The sequence below is a fragment of the Kocuria sp. UCD-OTCP genome, from assembly GCF_000349605.1.
GTDB classification, from domain to species: Bacteria; Actinomycetota; Actinomycetes; order Actinomycetales; family Micrococcaceae; genus Kocuria; species Kocuria rosea.
Genome location: NZ_AOSQ01000001.1, coordinates 186083 through 209891, shown reverse-complemented (window position 1 = coordinate 209891; position 23809 = coordinate 186083). Strand labels below are relative to the sequence as shown.

The window sequence follows — 23809 nt, the reverse complement described above, 5'->3', positions numbered from 1 at the left end:
CTATCATCAGCGTGTGACCCAGCCTACCCGTGATGCCTCCGCCCCCGCCGAGTCCTCCCTGCGAGAGACCCGGACGGCCAGACTCCTCGCCGCCCGGCTGTACGTGTGCACGGACGCCCGCCGGGACCGGGGCGACCTCGAGGACTTCCTGCACGCCGTCTGTGCCGGCGGCGCTGACGTCGTCCAGTTGCGGGACAAGAGCATCGACGCGGACGAGGAGATCGCCGCGCTGGAGCTGCTGGGCCGGGTGGCCGCCGAGTACGACACCCTGTTCGCGGTCAACGACCGCGCCGACATCGCCGCGCTCGTGGGCGCCGACGTCTTCCACGTGGGCCAGCACGACCTCAGCCCCGCCCAGGCCCGGCGGCTCCTGGGCCCCGACGTGCTGATCGGGCGCTCCACCCACGACCTCGGACAGGCCACGGCGGCGCTCGCGGACCCGGACGTCGACTACTTCTGCACCGGCCCCGTCTGGGCCACGCCCACCAAGCCGGGGCGCCCGGCCACCGGGCTGGAGTTCGTCCGCGCGGTCGCCGAGCTGACGGAGGCCCGGCTGGACGCGGACCCGGAGGTCCTGCCCGTGCCGTGGTTCGCCATCGGCGGCATCGACGAGCCGCGGCTCCCGCAGGTGCTGGAGGCCGGGGCGCGCGGCGTCGTCGTCGTCCGCGCCGTCACCGAGGCCCCCGATCCCCGCACCGCCGCCGGGCAGCTGCGCGGCCTGCTCCCCGCCTGAGCCCGGGGCGGTCCCCCGCCCGCCTCACCGTCGGCTCCCCGCCGCCGTCCAGCACGTTCTGAGAGCATGGACGCAGGACGACGACGGAGAGGTGGCCCATGGACCCCGAGCTCGACCCCCAGGTGCGGCACGCGGTGGAGCGCCCCGCGGAGACCGCCCGCGGCCCGGAGGACGCGCAGCTGCGCGTCCGGCTGGCCGGTGAGCCCGCCCGCCGCGCCCTCGGCACGCACTGGGAGCAGGGCCTCCCGGAGGACGCCGCCCCGAGCGACGACCGGCTCGCCGCCGCCGTGCTGCTCGCCACCCTCTTCGGCGACACCTTCTGGCTGGAGCGCGCCGCCCGGCTGCCCAGCGACGTGCCGGGGTGCCCGTCCGCGCCGCCGAGCGGGCTGCTGGAGCTGACCCGGGTGCCGGGCGCCCGGGCCGCCCTGGCCGCCGTGCTCGAGCGCCCGCTGCTGACCGGGCTCCTGGAGTGGGGCACCAACCCCCTGCCGGAGCAGCCCCCGCTGGCCGTGGCCCGGGCCGCCCGGGACCTGGGCGTCCCCGACGACGGGCGCGTCTACAAGGTGGTGCGCCGCCGCGCCGAGCGCTTCCTGGCGCGGGAGCACGACGGGTCCGAGCCGCTCGAGCAGTTCGTGACCCTGCTCAACGAGGCGGAGCGGGGCCACCGCGAGGACGGGCCCGTGCTCTCGGGCGAGACCCTGCCGCCGGCGGCTCCCCCGGCGCCGGGTCCGACCGCGGGATCCTCCTCCACGGCCGGCCCGGCCGCGGACGGTGACGTCCGCCCGGGAACACCCCCGCCCGGCGCCCCTCCGGCGGGCTCGCCCGAGAACCCCCAGTGGGGGGTGAGCCCCGCGAGCCCGGCCCCGCCGCCGCCCGGGCAGTTCCCGGGCCAGCACCCCGGACCCGGGGCACCCGGCCCGGGCGGTCCGGGATACGGCACCCCCGGGTACGGTCCCGGGGACCAGCAGCCCGGAGCACCGGGCGCCGGTGCCCAGGGCGCCTCCGGGCCGGTGTTCGGGCCCGGCCCCGGCGGGTGGCCGCCGCGCCCGGCAGAGCCCGAGGAGGACGACTCCGACAACCTCAAGGCGTGGGGATTCGTCTTCCTGGGCATCCTGGCGGTGATCGCCGCCCTGATCTTCATCCTCTGAGCCCACCGCACCATCATTTACTTGCACCGGAAAGCTTCTGAGGCTATTCTTGGGGACATATCAACCAATGCGCCGCCCCTGCCGACGGAGAACCCCGCGATGCCGATCTTTCCCCAGAACCCCGCTCCCCAGAGCCTGACGAAGCGCCCCGCCGAGGACCTGCTGTCCGCGGACACCCGGATGGGCGCGGTGGAGCTGCTGGTCTCCGACCTGGACACGATGGTCGCCTACTACTCGGACGCCGTCACCCTCGACGTGCTCGCCCACGCCGGGGACACCGCGGTCCTGGGCCGGGACGGCCGGACGGTCGTGCGGCTGCGCCAGGTCAAGGAGCTCCCGCCGGCCCGCCGCGGGCAGGCCGGCCTGTTCCACACCGCGGTGGTCTTCGACGACGAGCCGGCCCTGGCCGCGGCGCTCGCGTCCGTGGCGACCGTGGCGCCCCGCTCCTTCACCGGCAGCGCCGACCACCTCTACAGTCAGGCCTTCTACTTCGACGACCCCGAGGGCAACGGGGTGGAGCTCTACACGGACCGCCCCCGCGACACGTGGCGGCGAGAGCCCACCGGCCTGCTGACCCTGGCCTCCAACCCGCTGGACCCGAACGGGTTCCTCCAGGAGCACCTGGCCGAGCAGGGCGGGCGGCCCCCGGCGCCGCCGGCCACCCTGGGCCACGTGCACCTGCAGGTGGGTGACATCCCGCTGGGCCGGCAGTTCTACGTGGACGTGCTGGGCTTCGAAGTGATGAGCGACATCGGCTCCGCCCTGTTCATCGCCGCCGGCGGCTACCACCACCACATCGCGCTCAACACCTGGCAGAGCGCCGGGGCCGGCCCGCGGGCGGCCTCGCTGGGGCTGGGCCAGGTCAACATCGACCTGCCGGACGCCGACGACGTCGCGGCCCTGGCGTCCCGGCTCGCGGACCACCGGATCCCCACCCGGCACGACGGCGCCGTGCTGCGCTTCGAGGACCCCTGGAACACCCTGATCCAGGTGGGCGTCGCGGCGTAGCCCCGGCCGGGCGCCGCGTCCGCACCCACTCGCCGGCGGCGCCGTGCTCGACGCCCGCGGGTGCTCGCCGGCACCCCGGCCCGCCGGTAGGTTGGGCCTCGTGCCCGGGGTGCCCGGGCACGGAGGGCGTGCGGCGACACGGCGGCCGCCCGGTCCGAGAGCGAGGAGCAGGGCATGGGTGAGAAGGACGACAGCACCGGCAAGGACTTCGACGAGGCCGTCAACATGACCGCAAAGCAGCTGTCGACGTGGCTGGACACCGACGAGTCCACCTCGGTGGGCCAGGACGACGGCGGGGAGTCGGTGGGCCACCGCTCCGGGCGCCGGATCGTGGAGATCCTGCAGAAGCCGAAGGGCGAGCGCACCGAGGCCGACCACGAGCACATGCGCAAGGTGGTCGGCTACGTCCACCGCCACCTGGCCCAGCGCCCCGACGGGGACGTGCGCGAGACCCGGTGGCGCTACTCCCTGATGAACTGGGGCCACGACCCCCTGAAGGACTGAGCCGGAGGGCCCGCCCGGCGCCGCCGGGCGGGCCGGGCAGATATTGCAGTTGTGCAAAACTTGCAGAAGTGCAAAAATTTGGGCATGAATGCCGACCTCCCTCCCACCCTGCGCGCCCGCAAGAAGGCCGAGACCTGGTCCGCGATCCACGAGGCGGCCGCCGCCCTCGCGGTGCGGCACGGGGTCGAGGGCACCACGGTGGAGGCCGTGGCCGCGGCGGCCGGCGTCTCCCCGCGGACCTTCTTCAACTACTTCCCCGCCAAGGAGGACGCCGTCCTGGGCATGCGGGCCCCCTCGCTGGACCCCGAGCTGCTGGACGGCTTCTCCCTCGAGCACGACCTGCTGGGCCAGGTCTCGCGCCTGCTGCTGGCCGTCTCCCGCAGCGCCTACGCGGGACGGGACGCCGAGCGGCGCCGGAGGCTGCTGCAGGACCACCCGAGCCTGGGCCGCCGCCGGCACGAGCTGATGCTCGAGGCCGAGGCCCTGGTGCGCCACACCCTCGCGGAGCTGCTGGCCCGGGACCCCGCGTGGTCGGCCGGGATCGGGGAGCACCGCGTGGACGAGGTCGCCCGGATGCTGGTCCTGCTCGGCGGCGTCCCGCTGCGCTTCGCCATCACCGCCGATAGCTACTCCCCGGCGCACGGCCTGCCGACCGAGGACCATGAGTCGGCGCTCTCCCTCCTCCACCGTCTCCAGGAGAAGCTCTCATGACCCGCACTCCCGCCCACCGCGCCGAACCGGGCTCCGGCTCCCGGCACCTCGCGCTGCTCTTCGTCGGCCTGATGCTCTCCATGCTGCTGGCCGCGCTGAACCAGACCGTCCTCAGCACGGCGCTGCCCACGATCGTGGGCGAGCTCAACGGGGTCGACGAGATGCTGTGGGTGATCACGGCCTACATCCTGGCCTCGACGATCATGATGCCCGTGTACGGCAAGCTCGGGGACCTGATGGGCCGCAAGCCCCTGCTCCTGGGCGCGATCCTGGTGTTCATGGCCGGCTCCGTGGTCGGCGCGCTCGCCGGCACCATCGAGGTCCTCATCGCGGCCCGCGCGATCCAGGGTCTCGGCGGCGGCGGGCTGATCATCCTCTCCCAGGCCGCCATCGCCGACGTGGTCCCGGCCCGGGAGCGCGGCAAGTACATGGGCGTCATGGGCGGGGTGTTCGCGGTGTCCTCGGTGGCCGGCCCGCTGCTCGGCGGGTTCTTCACCGAGGGCCCCGGCTGGCGCTGGGTCTTCTGGATCAACATCCCGCTCGGCCTGCTCGCGCTTGCCGGGGCCGTCCTGTTCCTCAAGCTGCCCCGGCACAGCGGCCGGCCGCGCCTGGACATCGGCGGCATGGTGCTGCTGGCCGTGGCCACGACCTGCCTGGTCCTGTTCGCCACCTGGGGCGGCGGCAAGTACGCCTGGACCGACCCCGTGATCCTCGGGCTGATCGCCGGGACGCTCGTGGCCGCCGCGGCGTTCGTGGCCGTGGAGCGGCGCACCGCCGAGCCCATCATCCCGATGCACCTGTTCCGCAAGCGCAACTTCGTCCTCACCACCCTCGCCGGTCTGCTCACCGGCGTGGCGATGTTCGGGGCCCTCGGCTACCTGCCCACCTACCTGCAGATGGTCTTCGGCGTCGACGCCACCCGGTCCGGGCTGCTGATGGTGCCGATGATGGGCACGATGCTCGTCACCTCGGTGCTCGCCGGTCAGGCCGTGAGCCGGACCGGGCGCTACAAGTGGCTGCCGGTGGCCGGCAGCGTGATCGTGGCCGCGGCCATGGGGCTGCTCGCCACCCTGACCTCCGAGCAGGGGGTGTGGCACGTGTGCCTCTACATCGCGGTCCTCGGCCTGGGTCTGGGCCTGTCCATGCAGGTGCTCGTGCTGATCGTGCAGAACACCTTCCCCCTGCGCCAGGTCGGCACGGCCACCGCGGCGAACAACTTCTTCCGCCAGATCGGCGCCACCCTCGGCTCGGGAGTGGTCGGCAGCGTCTTCGCGAGCCGGCTGGCCGAGCTGATGGCCGAGCGCGTCCCGGCGGCCGCGCTCGAGGGCGGCGCCGGCGGGGCCATTTTCGCTCACCTTTTCCCGACGCGGTCNGCCGACGACACCAAAATGGATTCGAAAACACCCCCGCCGTGGTCGCGTCCCTGCCGCAGGCGCTGCAGGACCCGATCGTGACCTCCTACAACGACGCCCTGACGCCCATCTACCTGTGGATCATGCCCCTGGGCCTGCTGGCGGCCGCCGTGCTGTGCTTCGTCGCCGAGGAGCCGCTGGCCACCACGATCGAGCAGGACGTCGAGCCGGAGGCCCTCGCCGAGGGCCGCTTCGTGGTCACCGCCGACGAGCCCGCCGCGCCGCGCGTCGACGACGAGGACCGGGACGCCGACGACGACGCGCGGGACGCCCGCGATCCGCGCGAGGACCCGGCCGCTCTCGAGCCGGCCGCCGCGGCGCGCTAGCCGGGACGCGGAGCGCTCCGTAGGCTGAGGACGGCGCACGGCCGGCGGCCCCGGGGCGCACGCGCACCGGACCGGACGAGCTCCGGAACCGACGAGCAGAGGAGCAGCGGATGAGCCTGAACAAGGGCACCAGGGTCACGTGGAACACCCCGCAGGGCAGGACCGAGGGGAAGGTCGTCGAGAAGAAGACCGAGGACTTCGAGCTCGACGGACGCACGTACCGCGCGAGCACGGACGATCCGCACTACATCGTGGAGTCCGACAGCTCCGGGGCCCGCGCGACCCACAAGGCGGACGCCCTCACCGAGGCCTAGCCGGAGACCTGCCCCGCCGCGGGCCCGAGGACGGGCGCGGCGGCAGTCGGGCGGGACGCGGCGTTCAGCCGCGGACGCCGGGAGTGCCCCAGACGAACGGGCCGAAGGACGGGCCGGCCGGTTCGAGGTACTCGACGTCGGACGCCGGGACCAGGGCGCCCGGGCTGTACCCGTCAGCCTCGCAGCGCACCAGGACGACCATGCCCAGCTCGACCGGGTCGTAGGGCGCGCACAGCACCATCTCGCCCGCCCGCAGGTTCAGCCCCGCGCGGTCGGTGCGCATCCGGTAGCGCGCCACGTGGGAGACGGTGATGGACGAGATCGGGTCGACCACCGGACCCACGCCGATGCCGGGGAGGACGTCGAGGGGTCCCGTGTCGTCGGGAACAGGGGTCAGTTCGGAAAGGCTCATGGCGGGGATCTCCAGTCGTGCGAGCGCATCGGGAGCTGCAGAAGGTCCCGGTGCCGGGCGGGTGTGCTCGACCACGCTGTCCCTTCCCATGATAGAGAGCCACGTCACACAGGGGAAGAGTCCTTCGCATCGGTCCACGGCCCGCCGGCCGCGGTGCACGAACTTGCAGACTCCGGCGCCCCGGGCGTCGCGGGGCGTCACAGAGTCACAGTCACCGAGCCCCCGACCCTCTTCTGACCTGGGCGGACAGACGGCACAGCCGAGTGTGACGCACGGAACGCCCCGCGGTCTGCGGTGCGGCCCCGCCGCGCGCCTACATTCACTGACATGAGCTACGAGGGGTCGATGCCGTGATCACGATCAACATGAACAACGCCGCGCTCTGCCGGCTGGAGCAGCAGGACCGGGGGCGGCCCGGTGCGTTGCCGGAACGGCGGTCCACCGCCGCGGGCACCGGCCCGCGGGACGCCCGGGAGACCGCCCGGCGGCCCGATGAGGCTCCCCCGATGCCGGAGCACACCAGGGGCTGATGCCCCGATCCGGCTCAGCGGCTGCCGACGAGGCCGGACGCCCGCAGGGCGCCGAGGTGGGCCTGGCGGCCGGCGCCGACGATGCCGGCGGCGTTGCGCAGCTGCGCGGGGGCCACGCGGGCGCGCAGCCGCAGGTGCGGCAGGAACTCCTGGTGCCGTTCGCTGATGCCTCCGCCGAGGACGATGAGATCCGGGGAGATCAGGCGCTCGAGGTGGGACAGGTAGCGCTGGAGCCGGTCCGTGTAGGTCGGCCAGTCCAGGGCCTCCTCCATCCGGGCGGAGGCGCCGGCCCAGCCGTCCACGTCCCGGCCGTCCAGCCACACGTGGCCGAACTCGCTGTTGGGGATCAGCTCCCCGTCCAGGAACAGCGCCGAGCCGATCCCGGTGCCCAGCGTGATCACCAGCACCGTCCCGCTCGCGCCCCGGGCGGCGCCGAAGCGCACCTCGGCCAGCCCGGCGGCGTCGGCGTCGTTGAGCACCGCGACCTCGCGCCCCAGTCCGGCGGCGAGCAGCTCCCGGGCGTCCGTGCCGATCCAGGAGTCGTCGAGGTGGGCGGCGGAGCGGGCGATGCCGTGGTCGATGATCGCCGGGACGCCCACGCCGACCCCGGCCAGGGGCCCGCCCGGCCCGGGCGCGCGCTCCAGCTTCTCCAGGACCCCGCGCAGGACGGCCACCACCGCGGCCGGGGTGGCCGGCGCGGGCGTGGGCACCCGGCGCACCGGGCCCACGGTGGTGCCGCGGACCGGGTCCACCACCGCGTACTTGATGGTCGTTCCGCCGATGTCCACCCCGAGGCAGCGGGCGTCGTCGTCGCCCCCGGCGGAGACGGGCGGGACGGTCGGGGGCGTCCGGACGGACGGCAGGGCACAGGTCATCTCACGGTCCTGGATCGAGGCGGGGACGGCGCGCCCTCGAGCGGGCGGCGCCTGTTCGACTGTACAACCGGGCGGGGACGGCAATTATTCGCACCGGCCCCGCCACCCGTCCGGCGCCACCGTCCCGCCCCGGGCGTTCCCTAGAATCGAGGGGTCCCGGTCACCCCGGCGAGCGCCCGCGCCCCGCCCGGCGCCCCGGCGTCCCGCCGCCTTTCGAAGGACTTCCCCGCATGACCAGTCCCACCACCGCCGCGTGGCCCGTCCCGCCGAGGACCACCAACCGGGTGCTGCTCGCCTGCTGGCTCGCGATCCTGGCCGAGGGGTACGACGTCGGCGTGCTCGGCGCCGTGCTGCCCGCCCTCGCGGAGCACCGGGAGTGGGACCTCACCCCGCTGGAGCTCGGCGGCCTCGGCTCCTACGCCCTCGTCGGCATGCTCATCGGGGCCATGGTCATCGGCACGCTCTCGGACCGGATCGGCCGGCGGAGGATGCTGCTGGTCTCGATGGCCATCTTCACCACCATGCAGCTGGGCGCCGCGCTGGCCCCGACCCCGGAGGTCTTCGGGCTCTTCCGGCTGCTCGGCGGCCTGGGCATGGGCGGGATCATCCCGGTGGCCGCGGCCCTGACCATCGAGTACTCGGCACCGCGGCGCCGGTCCTTCAACTACGGCGTGATGTACTCCGGCTACTCCCTCGGCATCCTGGCCGCCGCGCTCGTGGCGATCGTCCTGCTGCCCACGCTGGGCTGGCGCTGGGTGGTCGGCGTCGGGTTCCTGCCCGTGGTCCTGCTGCCGCTGGTGGCCAGGCTGCTGCCCGAGTCCCTCGAGTACCTCATGGGCAAGGGCCGCCGCGAGGAGGCCGCCCGCCTGGCCGCGCGGCTGCACGTGACACCGTTCGTCGAGGGCGACTGGACGCCGGTGCGCTCCGAGGAGGCGAAGGCGCGATCCGTCGGCTGGAAGCAGTCCCTGGCGGCGATGTTCTCCGGCGGCTACCTGACCGCCACGGTGTTCTTCTGGGTCTCCCTGTTCTGCGGCATGGTCCTGGTCTACGGCCTCAACACGTGGCTGCCCTCGATCATGCGCTCGGCCGGCTACGAGCTCGGCCCGGCCCTGACGTTCCTGGTGGTCTTCAGCCTCGCCTCGGCCGCCGGCGGCATCGCCCTGGGCCGCGCCGCGGACGCCTACGGCAAGAAGCTGATCCTGGTGGTCTTCTACCTGCTGGGCGGGGCGGGGATCCTGCTGCTGATGTTCCCCAACAGCATCGTGGTCAACTACGTGTTCGTGGCCCTGGCCGGCATCGGCTCGATCTCCACCTCGCTCGTGCTCACCGGCTGGGTGGCCGAGTACTACCCCGCCCACTCCCGGGCCACCGCCACCGGCTGGGCCCTGTCCTTCGCCCGGATCGGCGCGATCTCGGGCCCGCTCATCGGCGGCTGGATCGGTTCGATGGCCCTGCCGTTCCAGTGGAACTTCATCGTCTTCGCCGCCGTGGCCCTGGTCGCCGCCGGGTCGGTGGCGCTGATCCCGCAGTTCCCGGGCCCGGCCGGTCCGGCCGCGCGGCGCGGGCGGTCGGGGCGCGCCGAGACGGCGCCGGCGGCACCGGGCGCCTGAGCCGAGCGGCCCGCCGGCCGGGCGCCCCGGCCCGGCCCCGGCCGCACCTCACCCGGCCGGGTCGGGTCCGTCCTGGCCGGGTGCCGGGCGGTCGGCCGGCGCCGGCGCCCTCCGGTCCTCGGCAGGCTCGTCCGCGTGCAGATGGGCGCGCTCGCCGTCGTGGTCGAGCACGGTGAGGATCTCCACCGGCCCGCCCTGCGCCACGATGGCGTGCGGGACCATCGTGGAGAACTGCGCCGCCTGACCGGCCTCGACCACCACGACCCGCTCGCCCAGATACAGACGGGCGGTCCCGGAGAGCACGGTGAACCAGTCCCGGCCCGGGTGCACCGCCAGCCGGTCCGGTGCGGGCGGCGGGCCCGGCAGGATGCGCATCTTGGCCACGGTCATCCCGTGCAGGGCCCGCTCGGAGGACAGCAACCACATGGTCAGCCCCGGCGTGCTGCTGGGCTGCGGGCGGATCACCACGTCCTCGTCCTCGGGGGACTCGACGAGCTGGTCGAGCGAGGTGTCGAGCGCCCGGGCGATGGGCACCAGCTGGTCGAGAGCGATCCTGCGGTGCCCGGTCTCGAGCCGGCTCAGCGTGGACGGGCTGAGGTGGCACCGGGCCGCGAGCGCGTCCAGGGACCAGCCGCGCGCCAGCCGGAGACCGCGGATACGGCGGCGAATCACGGCGTCCAGGTCGAGTTCTTGCGTCATGGGCAAGAGTGTATGCCTCAAAGGCATTTTGCGCCTACCGTGGAGGCATGACACCGCACGACTCCCCGCACCCGACGGCGGGGCACCACACCCACCCCGAGCAGCACGACGACGGACTGGCCGAGCTGCTCGAGCTGGACGCCGAGATCCTGGGCCCGCTGCTGGAGGAGGTGCTCGACTGGGTCGCCCAGCAGGTCCGCGGCGCGCCGGACACGGTCGCGGACATCGGCGCGGGGACCGGGCCCGGCAGCCGGCTCCTGGCCCGCCGCTTCCCGTCGGCGCAGATCGTCGCGATCGACCGGTCGGCACCGAGGCTCGAGCGGCTCCGCGCCGCGGCCGGCGCACCGGGCCCGTCCGAGCGGATCCGCACGGTGCAGGCCGATCTGGACACCGCCTGGCCCGAGGTCGGGGCGGTCGACCTCGCCTGGGCGGCCTCCTCGCTGCACGAGCTCGCCGCGCCGGACCGGCTGCTGCGGGAGCTCCATGCCGGGATGCGCCCCGGCGGGCTCCTGGCGGTCGTGGAGATGGACGCGCTGCCGCGGTTCCTGCCCGAGGACATCGGGATCGGCCGCCCGGGCCTGGAGCGCCGCTGCCACGAGGTCCTCGCCCGCGCGGACTGGAACGCTGTGCCCGACTGGGGACCTCGCCTGGAGGAGGCCGGCTTCCGGCCGGCGGGGCGGCGCCGGTTCGGCGTCGAGGCGCGGCCGGCCCCGCCCGGCACGGGGCGCTGGGCGGACCACTGGCTGCGCCGCGCCCTCCCGGTCCTCGCCGGCCGGCTGGCCGCCGGCGATCTGCTCGCCCTCGAGCACCTGCTCACCGAGGACTCCCCCGGCGCGGTCCTGCACCGGGAGGACCTGGTGCTGCGCGCCGGACGCATCGTCTGGGCGGCGCACCGGCCATGAACCACCAGCACGAGAGGACACGGACCATGAACAGCATTTCCGCGTACGACGTCGTCGTCGTCGGAGGCGGTGCGGCCGGCCTGAGCGCCGCCGTCGCCCTGGCGCGCTCCCTGCGCTCGGTGGTCGTGGTGGACGCGGGCGAACCCCGCAACGCCCCGGCCGGCGGCGCGCACAACCTGCTCGGCCGGGAGGGGGTCCCGCCGCTCGAGCTGCTGACCGCCGGCCGGCGGGAGGCGGAGCAGTACGGGGCGGAGATCCTCCGGGACCGCGCCGTCACCGCCCGGGCGGAGGAGGAGGGGTTCACGGTCGGTCTCGCCGGCGGCGGCGTGCTGCGCGCGCGGCGGCTGCTGCTCGCCACCGGACTGGTCGACGAGCTGCCCGACGTGCCCGGCGTGGCCGAGCTGTGGGGGCGGAGCGTGCTGCACTGCCCCTACTGCCACGGGTGGGAGGTCCGCGGCCGGCGCATCGGCGTGCTCGGCGCGGGACCCATGAGCATCCACCAGACGCTGCTGTTCCGGCAGCTCAGCGAGGACGTCACCTTCTTCCCGCACCGGATGCCCGATCCCGGCCCCGAGGCCTGGGAGCAGCTCTCCGCCCTCGGGATCCGGGTGGTCGAGGGGCCCGTGCAGCGGCTGCGCACCGACGGGGACGTGCTGCGCGCCGTGGTCCTCGACGACGGGCAGGAGGTCCCGGTGGACGCCCTGGTCGTGGCGCCCCGCTTCGCGGCCCGGGCCGAGCTGTACGAGCAGCTCGGCGGCACCCTGACCGACCACCCCGCGGGGGCGCTCATCGCCACGGGCCCGATGGGCAGCACCGGGATCCCCGGGGTGTGGGCGGCCGGCAACGCCGGCGACCTCTCGGCCATGGTCTCCTCCGCGGCGGGAGCGGGGGTCGGGGCGGCCGCCGCGATCAACGCGGACCTCGTGGCCGAGGAGGCGGCCGCCGCCGTGCGGGCCCGCGCGCAGGGCGCCGCGGCCGGGACGCCCCGCCGCGGCTGAGAGTCTCGGGGGCGGTCAGATCTGCACGGACCCCTGGACGTGCTCGAACACCAGGCTGGTCTGCGTGGCCGCCACCGCCTGGTTGGAGGACAGGTGCTCGAGGACGAACTGGCGGATGTGGTCGGTGTCCCGCGCCGTGACGTGGATCAGGAAGTCGTCCGAGCCCGCCAGGAAGAAGAACTGGGACACCTCCGGCACCGACTTCAGCCCCTCGCCGAACGCGGACATCAGGTGCCGGGCCCCCGGCCGCAGGCGCACGCTGATGAGGGCCTCGATGGTGCTCCCGAGCGCCCGGGGGTCCACCTCGACCGTGAAGCGGCGGATCACGCCCGAGCGCTGCAGACCCTTCATCCGGGCCAGACAGGTGGACGGGGCCACGCCGAGGGCCTCGCTGAGCGCCTGGTTGGTCATCCGGGAGTTCTCCCGCAGCAGCGCGAGCAGGCGCCGGTCGAGGTCGTCCAGCTCGGGGGCCGGGCGCAGATCCTGCGACGGGCGCCGCGTGTCGTGGCTCACATTGTCCATCATTCCGCCACTTCTCGGTCGATTGCCGAAGGATCGGCGAAAAAGCCCACGGACACGGCCGCAAACCGTAGCTTGATTCCACCCAGTCTACGTTTCCTGCGGAAGAAGGACCCCGATGATCGTCTCCGTCCCCCGTGAAGTGAAGAACAACGAGCACCGCGTGGCCATCACCGCCTCCGGGGTCCACGAACTGGTCGCCCACGGCCACCGCGTTCTCGTGGAGGCCGGCGCCGGCACCGGCTCGGGCATCCCCGACGAGGACTACACCGCCGCCGGGGCCGAGCTCGTGGCCGACGCCGACGAGCTGTGGGCCCGCGCCGACCTGGTGCTGAAGGTCAAGGAGCCCGTGGCCTCCGAGTACCACCGGTTCCGGCGGGGCCTGGTGCTGTTCACCTACCTGCACCTGGCCGCCGAGCCCGAGCTCACCGCGGCGCTGCTGGAGTCCGGGGTGACCGCCATCGCCTACGAGACCGTCCAGACCGCCGACCGGCGGCTGCCCCTGCTGGCCCCCATGAGCGAGGTCGCCGGCCGGCTGTCCGTCCAGGCCGGGGCCGCCGCCCTGACCGCCCCCGCCGGGGGCAAGGGCGTGCTGTTGGGCGGGGTGCCGGGGGTGCGCCCGGCCAAGGTCACCGTGATCGGCGCCGGGGTGGCCGGCACCAACGCCGCGGCGATGGCTGTCGGCCTGGGCGCGGAGGTCACCGTCCTGGACGTGAACGTGGACCGCCTGCGCGAGCTCGACGACCGGTACGCCGGCCGGTTGCGCACGGTCGCCTCGAACAGGTTCGAGATCGAGCGCTCGGTGACCGAGGCGGACCTCGTCGTGGGCTCCGTGCTGATCCCCGGCGCCAAGGCCCCGAAGCTGGTCACCAACGAGATGGTCGGGCGGATGAAGCCGGGCAGCGTCCTGGTGGACATCGCCGTGGACCAGGGCGGGTGCTTCGAGGACAGCCGCCCCACCACCCACCAGGACCCGGTCTTCACGGTGCACGACACCGTCTTCTACTGCGTGGCGAACATGCCCGGCGCGGTGCCGAACACCTCGACCTACGCGCTGACCAACGTCACGCTGCGCTACGCCGTGGCCCTGGCCGACCAGGGTGTCACCGCGGCGCTGGCGGCCGACCCCGCCCTGGCCGCCGGGCTCAACACGATGGCCGGGCACGTGACGCACCGCTCGGTCGGCGAGGCCCACGGCCTGGAGGTCGTCGACCGGTCGGAGCTGCTGCCCGCCGCCTGAGCCGCACGCCCGCGCCGGGAGCGTGGGCCCGCAGGTCCTAGCATGGGCAGAGCGCAGCAGATCAGCATCCCGGCACGAGGAGCCCCATGCACCGCATCCCCGACGAGGTCGACACCCCGGACGTCCTGATCGACCGGGACGTGCTCGAGCGCAACATCGCGCGGATGGCCGCGGCCGTGCGCGAGCGGGGCCTGCTGCTGCGCCCGCACGCCAAGACGCACAAGGTCCCGGAGATCGCGGCGCTGCAGCTCGCCGCCGGCGCGGCCGGGCTGACCGTGGCCACGCTCGGGGAGGCCGAGGTCTTCGCCGCGCACGGGGCCGAGGACCTCTTCGTCGCGTACCCGCTGTGGGTCGGCCCGCGCCAGGCGGAGCGCCTGCGCCGGCTGAGCGCCGCGGCCCGGATCAGCGTGGGGGTGGACTCCGCCGAGGCCGCCGCCGTCATGGGCGAGCAGCTGGGGGACGCGGCGGGGGACGTGGCCGTGGTCGTGGAGATCGACAGCGGCCACCACCGCAGCGGGGTCCGCCCGGAGGCCGCCGCGGACGTCGCCCGGGCCGCGGCCCGGGCCGGGCTGCGCGTCGAGGGCGTCTTCACCTTCCCGGGCCACAGCTACGCCCCGGGCATGCCGGTCGAGGCGGCCGCGCAGGAGCAGCAGGCCCTGGACCGGGCGGCCGGGCAGCTGGCGGCCGCAGGCTTCGAGGTGCTGCGCCGCAGCGGCGGCTCCACGCCCAGTGCGCTGCTGACCGACAGCGCCACAGCCACGGAGGTGCGGCCGGGGGTCTACGTCTTCGGCGACGCCCAGCAGCTGGAGCTCGGCCGGTGCGCCCTCGAGGACATCGCCCTCACCGTGGCCGCGACCGTGGTCAGCCGGCACGAGGGCGGGAACGGGGTGCCGCGGCGGACCGTCCTGGACGCCGGCAGCAAGGTCCTCGGCAGCGACCGGCCCGCCTGGGCCACCGGCTGCGGGCGGTTGATGGACCACCCGGACGCCCGGATCACGGCCCTGTCCGAGCACCACGCCACCGTCGTCTGGCCCGAGGACGCCCCGCTGCCCGCCCTCGGCGAGCGCCTGCGCGTCATCCCCAACCACGTGTGCCTGACCATGAACCTCGTCGACGACGTGGCCGTGGTGCGCGAGGGCGCCCTGCTGGAGCGCTGGACCGTGGCCGCGCGGGGCCGCAACTCCTGACCCCGCGGCCCGCCGGGCGACCGCCGAACGATCCCGGGCACGGCGGATCGGCGCGAGGCTGCGGCGGAGCCGGCCCGGCGGCTCAGCGCGGGGGCGGCGGCGGAGCGGGCGCGCCCTTCGGCGGCGCGATCTTGGGGAACGAGCGGGCGGCCCCCGGGGCCGCCGCGTCCTCGGTCTCCGGGGCGCCCGCGGTCCCGGGCCAGGCGCGGCCGGCGGCCGGGTCCCAGTGGGCGTCGACCACCTTGCGCTGCACCACGATCGCCAGCACCAGCACCCCGAGCCCGATCAGGGAGATGACCACGATGCCGCCGACGGATCCGATCTTGGCGGCGGAGCCCACGGCGATCCCGAACCAGCCGAAGTCGGCGTCGCCGAAGGTGGTGTTCTCCTCCCCGAAGGCGCCCAGGACGGAGAGCAGGAACGCGGGCAGGAACGTGATGATCAGGCCGTTGACGAAGCCGCCGGCGAGGGCCCCGCGACGCCCTCCGGTCGCGTTGCCGTAGACGCCGGCCGCGCCGCCGGTGAAGAAGTGGGGCACCAGCCCCGGCAGGATCAGGGCGAGGCCGATGGCGGGGTTGAGCCAGACGGAGAGGACGAGCAGCCCGATCAGGCCTCCCACGAAGCTGGAGATGAAGCCCAGCAGCACGGCGTTCTGCGCGTAGGGGAAGACGATCGGGGCGTCGAGGGCCGGGATGGCGCCGGGGACGACCTTGGCGGCGATGCCCTGGAAGGCCGGGACGAGCTCGCCCAGGATGGTGCGCACGCCGAAGAGGATGACCGCCACGGCCACGCCGAACTGCAGGCCCTGGGTGATCGACATCATGATGTAGTTGCCGACCCCGGTGGCGCCGCCCTCGAACGCGGTGAAGGCCTCCTCGGTCCCGGCCCGGGCGAGGAAGAGCACGGCGAGGACCACGTACATCAGGGCCATGGACAGGGCGGTGGCCACCATGGAGTCGCGGAGGAAGCGCAGTCCCTCCGGCAGCTTCGTGTCCTCGGTGGACCGGCTCTTCTTCCCCACGACCTGGCCCACGGCGCCGGCGGCGATGTAGCCGGCGGTGCCGAAGTGCCCGATGGCGACGCTGTCGTCGCCGGTGATCCTGCGGGTCCACGGGTGGGCGAGCGCCGGGAGGGAGACCATGAGGATGCCGAGGAGCACGGCGCCCAGCACCACGGTCACCCAGCTGNCCGGCGGCGATGTAGCCGGCGGTGCCGAAGTGCCCGATGGCGACGCTGTCGTCGCCGGTGATCCTGCGGGTCCACGGGTGGGCGAGCGCCGGGAGGGAGACCATGAGGATGCCGAGGAGCACGGCGCCCAGCACCACGGTCACCCAGCTGCCGTACCCGGCGGTGGCGAGGATGATGGTCAGCATCGTGGCCATGAACAGCACGTGGTGGCCGGTGAGGAAGACGTAGCGCAGCGGGGTGAAGCGGGCGAGCAGCAGGCTCACGGCGAAGCCGAGGATCATCAGCCACGCGACCTGGGCCCCGTACTCGGCCTGGGCGATCCCGGCGATGGCCTCGTTGGTGGGGATCACGCCCTGAGCGCCGGTGGCGCCCAGGATCATGGCGCCCAGGGGTTCCAGGGAGGCGACGACGAGGGTGGCCCCGGCGCCGATCAGCAGGAAGCCGAGGGTCGCCTTGATGGCGCCGCCGATGATCTGGCCGGTGCTCTTGCGCAGGGCGGCCAGGCCCACGGCGGTGATGATGCCGATGAGGAACGCCGGGACGGCGAGGATCTCGCTGACCAGGAACTCGGGGATGCTGACGAGCCAGTTCACGGGAACACCTGCTTCTAGACGTCGTAGAGCTCACGCAGGGCGGCGTCGAGCTCGGTGGTGCTGGTGAAGTTCTCGATCACCTTCACGGGGACGCCGACGTCCCCGAGGGTGCGGGCGATCTCCCCGGAGGTGAGGATCAGGTCGGCCTCCTTGGCCTTGCCGCGGGCCGAGATGGTGTCGGTCGCCTCGACCGTGAGGTACTTGCCCCACCCCCAGTGGTCGAGCACCTGCTCCAGGGTGTTCTTGAGGAACAGGCTGGTGCCGAGACCGTTGCCGCAGACGGTGAGGATCTTGTTGCGACTGTCCGGGCCCGCCTCCGCCGCTGTCGTCGCCGCCGGCTCCGCGGCCGGCGCCTCGTCCGTCGTCGACGGTCTCCCGGACGGCGCCGGGGCCTCCTCCGTCAGCACGGCGAGCACCTCCTCCGGGGTCCTCGCCTCGTCCAGGGCGGTCCGGGTCCTCGGCGAGCCCAGCAGCGTGGCCAGCGTCCGCATGGCCTGGAGGTGCTCCTTCTGGTCCTTCGCGGAGAGGGCGACGACGAGGGTCACGGGGTCGTTCGCCGCGTGCCCGAACTCCACCGGCCGGGCCAGCCGGACCCAGGACATCGCGGTGCGGTGGACCGCCTCCGAGGGCCGGGCGTGGGCGAAGGCGAAGCCCGGCGCCACCACGATGTACGGGCCGTTCTCCTCGACGCTGGTGATCATGGCCTGCGTGTACTCGGCACTGATGGCGCCCTGGCGCTCGAGGAGCCCACCGGCCAGCGCGATGGCGGCCCGCCAGTCCTCCGCCGGTTCGTCCAGGCAGATCGATCCGAGGTCCAGCAGCCGGCTGAGGTGAGACATACCTGACATGGTATCCCATTCCCGTCCATTTATGTGATCCACATCACATTCATTTTGGCCGATGCATGCGGGAACAGGGGAACCCGTCCCGAGGCCGGGGCCGGATCTGGCAGGCTGACAGGAGCACCTGCCCCGCCGGCAGGAGATCACTGCACCAGATCACCGCACTGTCGGGGAGGACCGAGATGAGCCAGCGCTCCGTGCCCGCGCACGCCCTGCCGTGGGTCGTCGTCGGCATCGTGCTCGTCGCCCTGAGCCTGCGCGGGCCGATCATCGCCCCGACCCCCGTGATCACCCAGCTCCAGTCCGACCTCGGGCTCTCGGCGGCGACCGCGGGCCTGCTCACGGGGCTGCCGGTGCTGCTGTTCGCCCTGGCCACCCCGCTGGCCTCGAAGCTCATCGGACGCTTCGGCCCGGAGGCCGCGGTCCTGGTGTGCCTGAGCGGCGTGCTGGCCGGGACCGTGGTCCGTTCGGCCGGTCCCGCCCCGGTGGTCCTGGCCGGCACCGTGGTCATCGGCGCCGCGATCGCCGTCGGCAACATCGTGGTCCCGGTGATCATCCGCCGCGACGTCCCCTGGCGCCGGATCCCCACGGTCACCGCCGCCTACACCGCCGCCCTCAACCTCGGGTCGATGATCACCGCCCTGGGCACCGCCCCGCTCGCCGCGGTGGTCGGCTGGCGCTGGGCGCTCGTCTCCTGGGGCGTGCTGACGCTGGCGGCCCTGGTGTTCTGGCTGGTCGTGGCGCGCCGCCGGGCCGGCACGCCGCGCGCCACCCCCGCCCCGGCCGAACCCGACACGGCCACCGGGGCGCTGCGCCAGGCCCGGGGCACCACGCAGATCCGGCGCATCGGCTGGTGGCTGACGCTGGCCTTCTGCGGGCAGGCCATCTCCTACTACTCCGTCACCGCGTGGCTGCCCACCCTGCTGGCCGACACCCGCGGGCTGAGCCTGGCGGCCTCCGGGGCCGGGGCCTCCCTGTTCCAGGTCGCCGCCATCGCCGGGGCCCTCGGGGTGCCGCTGCTGGCCGCCCGCGCCCCGTCGTGGGTGCCGGTGACCGTCATCGGGGCGCTGTGGATCACCCTCCCGGTCGGGCTGCTGATCGCCCCCGAGGGCTACCTCGTGTGGTCCGCCGTCGGCGGCGTCGCCCAGGGCGGGGGCTTCACCACGATCTTCTCGATCGTCGCGCGCATCGTGCGCACCGACGCCGAGGCCGCGGCGACCTCCGCCCGCATCCAGGGCAGCGGCTACCTGGCCGCGACGGTCGGCCCGCCGCTGATCGGGGCGCTGAACTCCGGCACCGGGGGGTGGACCGTCCCGCTGCTGGTGGTCCTGGCCGCGACCGTCGTGTTCCTGGTCGGAGGGCTCCTGGCGGTCGCGGAGACCCGCCGCCGATAGGGGCACTCCCCTACGAGCAGCTCGCCGCCGGGCACCGGGCACCGGGGACCGCGGGACGCCGCGGCGGCACAGCCGCGCCACCGAGCACGCGGCCCGGGTGGCCGAATTAGAGCAGAGAAGTGTCAGCTAATCCGTGGACGGACTGCTACAGTCGAGCCACGAACCACTGAGGGTACCCTTACCCCGTCCGCTCGACCGAAGGCCCCACCCATGCTCCGTGGCACGACGCCCCCCGCCGGCACGCCCGTCCCCCTGCCCCGGGACGAGGCAGGGAGCGGCGCACGGGGCCTCGAGGGCGACTTCGCGTTCGCGGGCCGCCACGGGCTCCTCCTCGCCTGCCGGGACCGGGAGCTGCCCGCCGGACGGATCACGGACGGCCGCGTGGATTCGGTCCTGGCCCGGCTGGACGAGGTCACCCGCGCGATGGCCGGCACCCGGCCCGGCGGGGAGGCCCGGCCGGTGCTGTGCGGCACCATCCCCTTCGACCCGGACGAGCCGGCCGACCTGTTCCTCGCCGAGCGGCCCGTGTGGGCGCCCCGCCCGGCGCCCACGGCCCCGGTGCCCCTGGCGCGGGAGCTCGTGCCCGCCGCCCCGGCGCCGGCCCCCGACCACCACGAGGCGCTCGCCGAGGCCCTGGACCGCATCGGCCGCGGCGCCGCCCCACACCTGGTGCTGGCCCGCGCCCTGGACCTGGAACTCCCCGCACCCGCGGATCTGGACCGGCTGTGGGACGAGCTGGTGGCCCGCGCCGCCGACGGCCACGCCTTCCTGATGCACCCCCGGGACGGCGGCACGGTCCTCGGTGCGGGCCCGGAGCTGACGGCCGAGGTGCGCCCGACTGGCTTCGCCTCCCACCCCCACACCGGCAGCGCCGCACGCCACCCCACGGTCTCCGGCGACGCCGCCGCCCAGCAGTCCCTGCTGCGTTCCCCCGCCGCCCGGCGGCGGCACCAGCACGTCGTCGAGCACCTGACCCGCCGCCTGGCACCGCTCGCCGCGTCCCTGCACGTGCCCGGGCAGCCCAGCGTGCCGGGCACCGACGCCGCCTGGCACCTGGCGACCCGTCTCACCGGCAGGCTGCACCGGGGCACCAGCGCGCTGCACGCCGCGGTGGCGCTGCACCGTGCGGCCGCCGGCGCCCCGGACCGGGAGACCCTGTCCCTGATCCGTGAGCTGGAGCCGCGGCCCCGCGGGGTCTTCGCGGGCCTGGTGGGCTGGACCGACGCCGCCGGGCACGGCCAGTGGGTGCCGGTCCTGCGCAGCGTCCACCTGTACGGCACGCGCGCCCGGCTGCACGCCGCCGCGGAGCTGGACGCCACCTCCACCGTGGACGGTGCGCTGGCGGAGACGGCGGCGAACTTCGGCACGGTCCGGGCGGTGCTCGAGGCCGCCGGCGCGCCGGCGCGGACCGGCGCGGTCCCGCACGCCGCCTGACCCGTCACGCCCGGGGAGCGGCACCGGCCCCCGTCACCGAGGGGCCGGCGGTCAGTCGAGCTCCACCACGGTGACCGGCAGGGGCAGGGACTCGGCGGTGAAGGTGGTCTGCTCGGAGAAGGGCACCCCCGCCTCGTCCCGGCCGAAGCACAGGGCGAGCACCTCCCCCGGCTCGGTGCCGGCCATGAGGGTCCAGTGCTGGCCGACCGCGTCCACGGCGTGGGCCTGGTGGTCGAGGTCCGCCTCGCCCTCGACGTCGGCGAAGCGGGCCCGGTAGGCCTCCAGCTCCTCGGGGGTCTGGAGCACCCCGGCGGAGACGACCGCCTCCTCGTCGCCGGTGACGGCCGGGGCCACCGGATAGGCGATGCGGAACGGCGGCTCGAGGACCTCCAGCAGCTCCCGGGCGGGCGTGGCGTCGTCGCCGCGCAGCCACAGCCGGCCCGTGCCGTCGACGAAGCCCGTGTACTCCTCGTCGTTGGGGTAGAAGCAGAGGAACCCCGAGCCCGGGATGCGCGCGGCCAGCCCGGTGAGGTCCGCGGCGTGCTCCACGGTCAGGAAGCGGGTGAGGGGCTCCAGCAGCAGGGGTTCCACGGGTGATGTCTCCTAGCGGGGCGGCGGGGCGGTGGGACGACGACGGGGCGGTCGCGCCCGGACGCTCTACGCTACGCCGCCGCCGCCCGGTCGTGGGACGGTCCCGTCCTCCTCACCGGCCCGTGGGCCTGTCGGCGGCGAGTTCCCGGGGCAGGACCCGCCGCAGGACGTCGGAGAGGGTGATCACTCCCACGAAGCGGCCCTCGTGCACGACAGCCGCGAACTGCTCCCCGGCCGCGCGGATCCGGGCCAGGGCCTCGTAGACCGGGGTGTCGGCGTCGAGCACGAACGCGGGGCGGGCCAGGTCCCGGACGGGCCGGTCCGGGGGCTCGAGCAGCGTGTCGCGCACGTGGACCACTCCGGGCGTGCCGGCGCCGGGGTCCTCCACGAGGATCCGCAGGTGCCCCGAGCGGGCGGCGGCCGCCTGCACGTCGGCCGCGGTGGCCCGGACCGGCACGGTGGTCGGCGTCGCGCCCGGTGCGACCAGCGCTTCGACGGTGAGCTGCTCGAGCTCGAGCACGCCGGAGAGCTGGGTGCGGAAGGACGGGTCGAGCGCGCCCACGGAGGCCGAGTGCTCGACGAGGTGCCGGATCGTGTCGACGTCCTGGCCGCCGACGGCCGCCCGGTCCACCGGGGTGACGCCGCTGGCCGCGACCAGCCGGTTGGCGATCGCGTTGACCCACACCAGCAGCGGCCGCACGACCCAGATGAAGCCGCGCGAGGGCACGCCGATGAGCTTGGCCGAGGTCTCCGGGTACGCGATCGCCCACGACTTGGGCGCCATCTCCCCCACCACGAGGTGGAGGAACGTCACGAACAGCAGGGAGAGACCGAAGGCGGCGCCGTCGGCCAGCCCCTCGGGCGCGCCCCAGGAAACGAACACGGGGCTGAGCCACGCGTCGACCGCCGGCTTGGTGACGGCGCCGAGGGCGAACGTGCACGCGGTGATGCCCAGCTGGGCGCCGGCGAGCATGATGGTCAGCTCGTTGATGCCGCGCAGGGCGGCGCGGGCGGCGCGGTTGGTCGCCGCCTCGGCCTCGAGCCGGTGGCGGCGCGCGCCCAGCAGGGCGAACTCGACGATGACGAAGAACGCGCTGAGCACGATGAGCAGCACGGTCACGGCGGTGACGACCAGGGGATCGCTCATCGGTCCTCCTCCTTCTCGGCGCCGGTCCGGGCGGTGGTGTTCTCCGCGGGGTCGGCGCCCTCGGCGGTGGTCTCGACGAGCCGCACGAGCAGCTCGCTGGGCACGTGCCGGGAGAGCTCGAGCACCTCGACGTCGAGCACCCGGTGGACGGGCCGGTCGAGGACGAGATCGCGGGGGTCGTCGGGCAGCTCGACCCGCACCACCTCCCCGGAGACCGGGAGCTCACCGCGCTGGGCGATGAGCAGGCCCGAGATGGTCTCGTAGTCGCCCTCGGGCAGCTCGTGGCCGACCGCGCGCTCGACCTCGTCGACGTGGATGTCGCCGGTCATCCGCCAGGTGTCCCCGTGCTCGGGCGTGATGGTGGCGGGCGGCTCGTCGTCGTGCTCGTCGGTGATCTCCCCGACCAGCTCCTCGGCCAGGTCCTCGACGGTCAGGATGCCGGCGAAGCCGCCGTACTCGTCGATCACGCAGGCGAGCTCGTTGCGCGACTCCGTCAGCTGCGCCAGTGCGTCCGGCAGCGACATGAGCGTGGGCAGCACCAGCGGGGGCGCCATCATGGTCGAGACCGCGGCGTCATCGGGCACGCCGCCGCGCAGCAGATCGGCGAGCTGGACGACGCCGAGGGGCTCCTCGGTCGCGGAGATCACCGGGTAGCGGGTGTGCTCCTGCGCCATGAGGACGCGCAGCTCGCCCACGGTGGTGTCCGGGGAGACCGTGCCGACCTGCGACCGCGGGATCATGGCGTGCTCCACGTCCTGGTCGGGGAAGTCGATGATGCGGTCGATGAGCACCGACAGCTCCTCGGGCAGGTCCCCGCTCTCGCGGGAGTCGGCGACGATGCGCTCGAGGTCCTCCACGGTCGCGGTCGTGTCGACGTCGTGCACCGGCTCGATCCGGAACAGCCGGAGCAGCGCGTTGGCGGCGTGGTCGAACACGGTGATCAGCCACCCGAAGAGGCCGAGGTAGATCGTGGTGGAGCGGGCCAGTCCGCGGGCGAGCGGTTCGGCGTTGGCGATCGCCAGGTTCTTCGGGTACAGCTCCCCGAAGATCATCTGCACGACGGCGGCCACGACCAGCGCGCCCACCGTCCCCACCGAGATGCTCAGCGCGGCCGGCACCCCGGCGGCGCCGAGCAGCACGCCCACGGACTCCCCCACCATGGGCTCGGCCACGTAGCCGATGAGCAGACCGGTGACGGTGATGCCCAGCTGGGCGCCCGAGAGCATGAAGGAGGTGCGGCGCGTGACCTTCAGGGCGCGCTGGGCGGCCTTGTCGCCGGCCTCGGCGCGCGCGCCGAGCTTGACGCGGTCGACCGACATGTAGGCGAACTCCTGGGCCACGAAGTACCCGTTGGCGGCGATGATCGCCAGGATCACGACGATGCCGAGGAGCAGGGTGAGAATCGCTCCGATCATCGGGGGCTCACTCCTGGATCGGGAGAGCCGGGCCGGAGCCTGCGGCGGGGGTCAGCTGTTGCGGGAAAAGGACAACT

General features: G+C 74.4%; 25 protein-coding genes and 1 pseudogene. 16 read left to right on the top strand and 10 right to left on the bottom strand.

Features of this window, described 5'->3' with window-relative positions; all coding sequences use genetic code 11:
• The first annotated feature begins 13 nt into the window (after positions 1–13).
• The 8 genes from thiE to H488_RS20295 all read left to right on the top strand — a co-directional run bounded on the left by thiE (position 14) and on the right by H488_RS20295 (position 6156).
• Positions 14–733, top strand: a complete 720-nt coding sequence (thiE, locus tag H488_RS20325) for a thiamine phosphate synthase (protein WP_150110240.1) — start codon at positions 14–16, stop codon at positions 731–733.
• Between the two features lie 98 nt (positions 734–831).
• Positions 832–1881, top strand: coding sequence for a hypothetical protein (locus H488_RS20320; RefSeq protein ID WP_031282201.1), 1050 nt, complete (start codon positions 832–834; stop codon positions 1879–1881).
• Between the two features lie 99 nt (positions 1882–1980).
• Positions 1981–2889: a VOC family protein gene (locus tag H488_RS20315; RefSeq protein WP_017831910.1), complete on the top strand. Its 909-nt coding sequence runs from the start codon at positions 1981–1983 to the stop codon at positions 2887–2889.
• 174 nt (positions 2890–3063) lie between these two features.
• Positions 3064–3393 (top strand): DUF3140 domain-containing protein, encoded by a 330-nt coding sequence (locus H488_RS20310; RefSeq protein ID WP_017831909.1) that lies wholly within the window; start codon positions 3064–3066, stop codon positions 3391–3393.
• A gap of 84 nt (positions 3394–3477) precedes the next feature.
• On the top strand, positions 3478–4104 hold the full coding sequence (locus tag H488_RS37320; protein WP_017831908.1) for a TetR family transcriptional regulator: 627 nt from the start codon (positions 3478–3480) through the stop codon (positions 4102–4104).
• Entirely contained in the window at positions 4101–5558 is a 1458-nt protein-coding gene (locus H488_RS20300) for an MDR family MFS transporter (protein WP_306413683.1), read from the top strand. Before H488_RS37320 ends, H488_RS20300 begins: the two co-directional genes overlap by 4 nt.
• Positions 5555–5842 carry a hypothetical protein gene (locus H488_RS38385; protein ID WP_306413682.1) on the top strand — a complete coding sequence of 96 codons (288 nt, stop codon included), beginning with the start codon at positions 5555–5557 and terminating at the stop codon, positions 5840–5842. The genes H488_RS20300 and H488_RS38385 overlap by 4 nt, the downstream gene beginning before the upstream one ends.
• Before the next feature lie 110 nt (positions 5843–5952).
• Positions 5953–6156 (top strand): DUF2945 domain-containing protein, encoded by a 204-nt coding sequence (locus H488_RS20295; protein ID WP_017831907.1) that lies wholly within the window; start codon positions 5953–5955, stop codon positions 6154–6156.
• Between the two features lie 64 nt (positions 6157–6220).
• Here H488_RS20295 and H488_RS20290 read toward each other — a convergent pair whose 3' ends face one another.
• Entirely contained in the window at positions 6221–6568 is a 348-nt protein-coding gene (locus tag H488_RS20290; protein WP_017831906.1) for a hypothetical protein, read from the bottom strand.
• 350 nt (positions 6569–6918) lie between these two features.
• On the opposite strand from H488_RS20290, the gene H488_RS20285 reads away from it, so the two are divergent.
• Complete coding sequence (locus H488_RS20285; protein WP_017831905.1) at positions 6919–7098, top strand: hypothetical protein; 180 nt, start codon at positions 6919–6921, stop codon at positions 7096–7098.
• A gap of 14 nt (positions 7099–7112) precedes the next feature.
• Here the strand turns inward: H488_RS20285 and ppgK are convergent, their stop codons facing one another.
• Positions 7113–7973 carry a polyphosphate--glucose phosphotransferase gene (ppgK, locus tag H488_RS20280; protein ID WP_017831904.1) on the bottom strand — a complete coding sequence of 287 codons (861 nt, stop codon included), beginning with the start codon at positions 7971–7973 and terminating at the stop codon, positions 7113–7115.
• Between the two features lie 230 nt (positions 7974–8203).
• Here ppgK and H488_RS20275 point away from each other — a divergent pair, with 230 nt between their 5' ends.
• Positions 8204–9583 (top strand): MFS transporter, encoded by a 1380-nt coding sequence (locus tag H488_RS20275; RefSeq protein ID WP_017831903.1) that lies wholly within the window; start codon positions 8204–8206, stop codon positions 9581–9583.
• A gap of 48 nt (positions 9584–9631) precedes the next feature.
• Here H488_RS20275 and H488_RS20270 read toward each other — a convergent pair whose 3' ends face one another.
• Positions 9632–10282 (bottom strand): XRE family transcriptional regulator, encoded by a 651-nt coding sequence (locus H488_RS20270; protein ID WP_043738261.1) that lies wholly within the window; start codon positions 10280–10282, stop codon positions 9632–9634.
• Positions 10283–10329: 47 nt separating this feature from the next.
• Here H488_RS20270 and H488_RS20265 point away from each other — a divergent pair, with 47 nt between their 5' ends.
• Positions 10330–11184 carry a class I SAM-dependent methyltransferase gene (locus H488_RS20265; protein WP_017831901.1) on the top strand — a complete coding sequence of 285 codons (855 nt, stop codon included), beginning with the start codon at positions 10330–10332 and terminating at the stop codon, positions 11182–11184.
• Between the two features lie 26 nt (positions 11185–11210).
• A complete protein-coding gene (locus H488_RS20260) occupies positions 11211–12182 on the top strand; it encodes an NAD(P)/FAD-dependent oxidoreductase (RefSeq protein ID WP_017831900.1) in 972 nt (323 codons plus the stop codon).
• Positions 12183–12197: 15 nt separating this feature from the next.
• On the opposite strand, the gene H488_RS20255 is transcribed toward H488_RS20260, so the two are convergent.
• The gene (locus H488_RS20255) at positions 12198–12704 is read right to left on the bottom strand and encodes an Lrp/AsnC family transcriptional regulator (RefSeq protein WP_051063696.1); all 507 of its coding nucleotides are present in this window, start codon (positions 12702–12704) and stop codon (positions 12198–12200) included.
• Between the two features lie 115 nt (positions 12705–12819).
• On the opposite strand from H488_RS20255, the gene ald reads away from it, so the two are divergent.
• Together ald and H488_RS20245 are read left to right on the top strand one after the other, a co-directional pair.
• Complete coding sequence (gene ald, locus H488_RS20250) at positions 12820–13941, top strand: alanine dehydrogenase (protein ID WP_017831898.1); 1122 nt, start codon at positions 12820–12822, stop codon at positions 13939–13941.
• A gap of 86 nt (positions 13942–14027) precedes the next feature.
• Positions 14028–15128 (top strand): alanine racemase, encoded by a 1101-nt coding sequence (locus H488_RS20245; protein WP_017831897.1) that lies wholly within the window; start codon positions 14028–14030, stop codon positions 15126–15128.
• Positions 15129–15210: 82 nt separating this feature from the next.
• Here the strand turns inward: H488_RS20245 and H488_RS0117720 are convergent, their stop codons facing one another.
• From H488_RS0117720 to H488_RS20240, 3 genes and pseudogenes are all read right to left on the bottom strand, one after another.
• Positions 15211–16308, bottom strand: coding sequence for a PTS ascorbate transporter subunit IIC (locus H488_RS0117720; protein WP_373419170.1), 1098 nt, complete (start codon positions 16306–16308; stop codon positions 15211–15213).
• A 220-nt stretch (positions 16309–16528) separates the two neighbouring features.
• Positions 16529–16825 (bottom strand): annotated as a pseudogene (locus tag H488_RS38455) (PTS transporter subunit IIC); the annotation flags it as partial.
• 98 nt (positions 16826–16923) lie between these two features.
• On the bottom strand, positions 16924–17748 hold the full coding sequence (locus tag H488_RS20240; RefSeq protein ID WP_017831893.1) for a PTS sugar transporter subunit IIA: 825 nt from the start codon (positions 17746–17748) through the stop codon (positions 16924–16926).
• A gap of 185 nt (positions 17749–17933) precedes the next feature.
• Here H488_RS20240 and H488_RS20235 point away from each other — a divergent pair, with 185 nt between their 5' ends.
• Both H488_RS20235 and H488_RS20230 read left to right on the top strand, forming a co-directional pair.
• On the top strand, positions 17934–19145 hold the full coding sequence (locus H488_RS20235; protein WP_017831892.1) for an MFS transporter: 1212 nt from the start codon (positions 17934–17936) through the stop codon (positions 19143–19145).
• Positions 19146–19355: 210 nt separating this feature from the next.
• Positions 19356–20579 carry a chorismate-binding protein gene (locus H488_RS20230; RefSeq protein WP_017831891.1) on the top strand — a complete coding sequence of 408 codons (1224 nt, stop codon included), beginning with the start codon at positions 19356–19358 and terminating at the stop codon, positions 20577–20579.
• Positions 20580–20630: 51 nt separating this feature from the next.
• Here the strand turns inward: H488_RS20230 and H488_RS20225 are convergent, their stop codons facing one another.
• From H488_RS20225 to H488_RS20215, 3 genes are all read right to left on the bottom strand, one after another.
• Positions 20631–21170 carry a hypothetical protein gene (locus H488_RS20225; protein WP_017831890.1) on the bottom strand — a complete coding sequence of 180 codons (540 nt, stop codon included), beginning with the start codon at positions 21168–21170 and terminating at the stop codon, positions 20631–20633.
• Positions 21171–21282: 112 nt separating this feature from the next.
• A complete protein-coding gene (locus tag H488_RS20220) occupies positions 21283–22317 on the bottom strand; it encodes a CNNM domain-containing protein (protein WP_017831889.1) in 1035 nt (344 codons plus the stop codon).
• The gene (locus H488_RS20215; RefSeq protein WP_017831888.1) at positions 22314–23732 is read right to left on the bottom strand and encodes a hemolysin family protein; all 1419 of its coding nucleotides are present in this window, start codon (positions 23730–23732) and stop codon (positions 22314–22316) included. The genes H488_RS20220 and H488_RS20215 overlap by 4 nt, the downstream gene beginning before the upstream one ends.
• Between the last annotated feature and the right edge of the window lie 77 nt (positions 23733–23809).

Coding starts and splice junctions, on each gene's coding strand:
- H488_RS20320 (WP_031282201.1), top strand. CDS start 832: ATGGACCCCGAGCTCGACCCCCAGGTGCGGCACGCGGTGGAGCGCCCC.
- H488_RS20315 (WP_017831910.1), top strand. CDS start 1,981: ATGCCGATCTTTCCCCAGAACCCCGCTCCCCAGAGCCTGACGAAGCGC.
- H488_RS20310 (WP_017831909.1), top strand. CDS start 3,064: ATGGGTGAGAAGGACGACAGCACCGGCAAGGACTTCGACGAGGCCGTC.
- H488_RS37320 (WP_017831908.1), top strand. CDS start 3,478: ATGAATGCCGACCTCCCTCCCACCCTGCGCGCCCGCAAGAAGGCCGAG.
- H488_RS20295 (WP_017831907.1), top strand. CDS start 5,953: ATGAGCCTGAACAAGGGCACCAGGGTCACGTGGAACACCCCGCAGGGC.
- H488_RS20290 (WP_017831906.1), bottom strand. CDS start 6,568: ATGAGCCTTTCCGAACTGACCCCTGTTCCCGACGACACGGGACCCCTC.
- ppgK (WP_017831904.1), bottom strand. CDS start 7,973: ATGACCTGTGCCCTGCCGTCCGTCCGGACGCCCCCGACCGTCCCGCCC.
- H488_RS20275 (WP_017831903.1), top strand. CDS start 8,204: ATGACCAGTCCCACCACCGCCGCGTGGCCCGTCCCGCCGAGGACCACC.
- H488_RS20270 (WP_043738261.1), bottom strand. CDS start 10,282: ATGACGCAAGAACTCGACCTGGACGCCGTGATTCGCCGCCGTATCCGC.
- H488_RS20265 (WP_017831901.1), top strand. CDS start 10,330: ATGACACCGCACGACTCCCCGCACCCGACGGCGGGGCACCACACCCAC.
- H488_RS20260 (WP_017831900.1), top strand. CDS start 11,211: ATGAACAGCATTTCCGCGTACGACGTCGTCGTCGTCGGAGGCGGTGCG.
- H488_RS20255 (WP_051063696.1), bottom strand. CDS start 12,704: ATGGACAATGTGAGCCACGACACGCGGCGCCCGTCGCAGGATCTGCGC.
- ald (WP_017831898.1), top strand. CDS start 12,820: ATGATCGTCTCCGTCCCCCGTGAAGTGAAGAACAACGAGCACCGCGTG.
- H488_RS20245 (WP_017831897.1), top strand. CDS start 14,028: ATGCACCGCATCCCCGACGAGGTCGACACCCCGGACGTCCTGATCGAC.
- H488_RS20240 (WP_017831893.1), bottom strand. CDS start 17,748: ATGTCTCACCTCAGCCGGCTGCTGGACCTCGGATCGATCTGCCTGGAC.
- H488_RS20235 (WP_017831892.1), top strand. CDS start 17,934: ATGAGCCAGCGCTCCGTGCCCGCGCACGCCCTGCCGTGGGTCGTCGTC.
- H488_RS20230 (WP_017831891.1), top strand. CDS start 19,356: ATGCTCCGTGGCACGACGCCCCCCGCCGGCACGCCCGTCCCCCTGCCC.
- H488_RS20220 (WP_017831889.1), bottom strand. CDS start 22,317: ATGAGCGATCCCCTGGTCGTCACCGCCGTGACCGTGCTGCTCATCGTG.
- H488_RS20215 (WP_017831888.1), bottom strand. CDS start 23,732: ATGATCGGAGCGATTCTCACCCTGCTCCTCGGCATCGTCGTGATCCTG.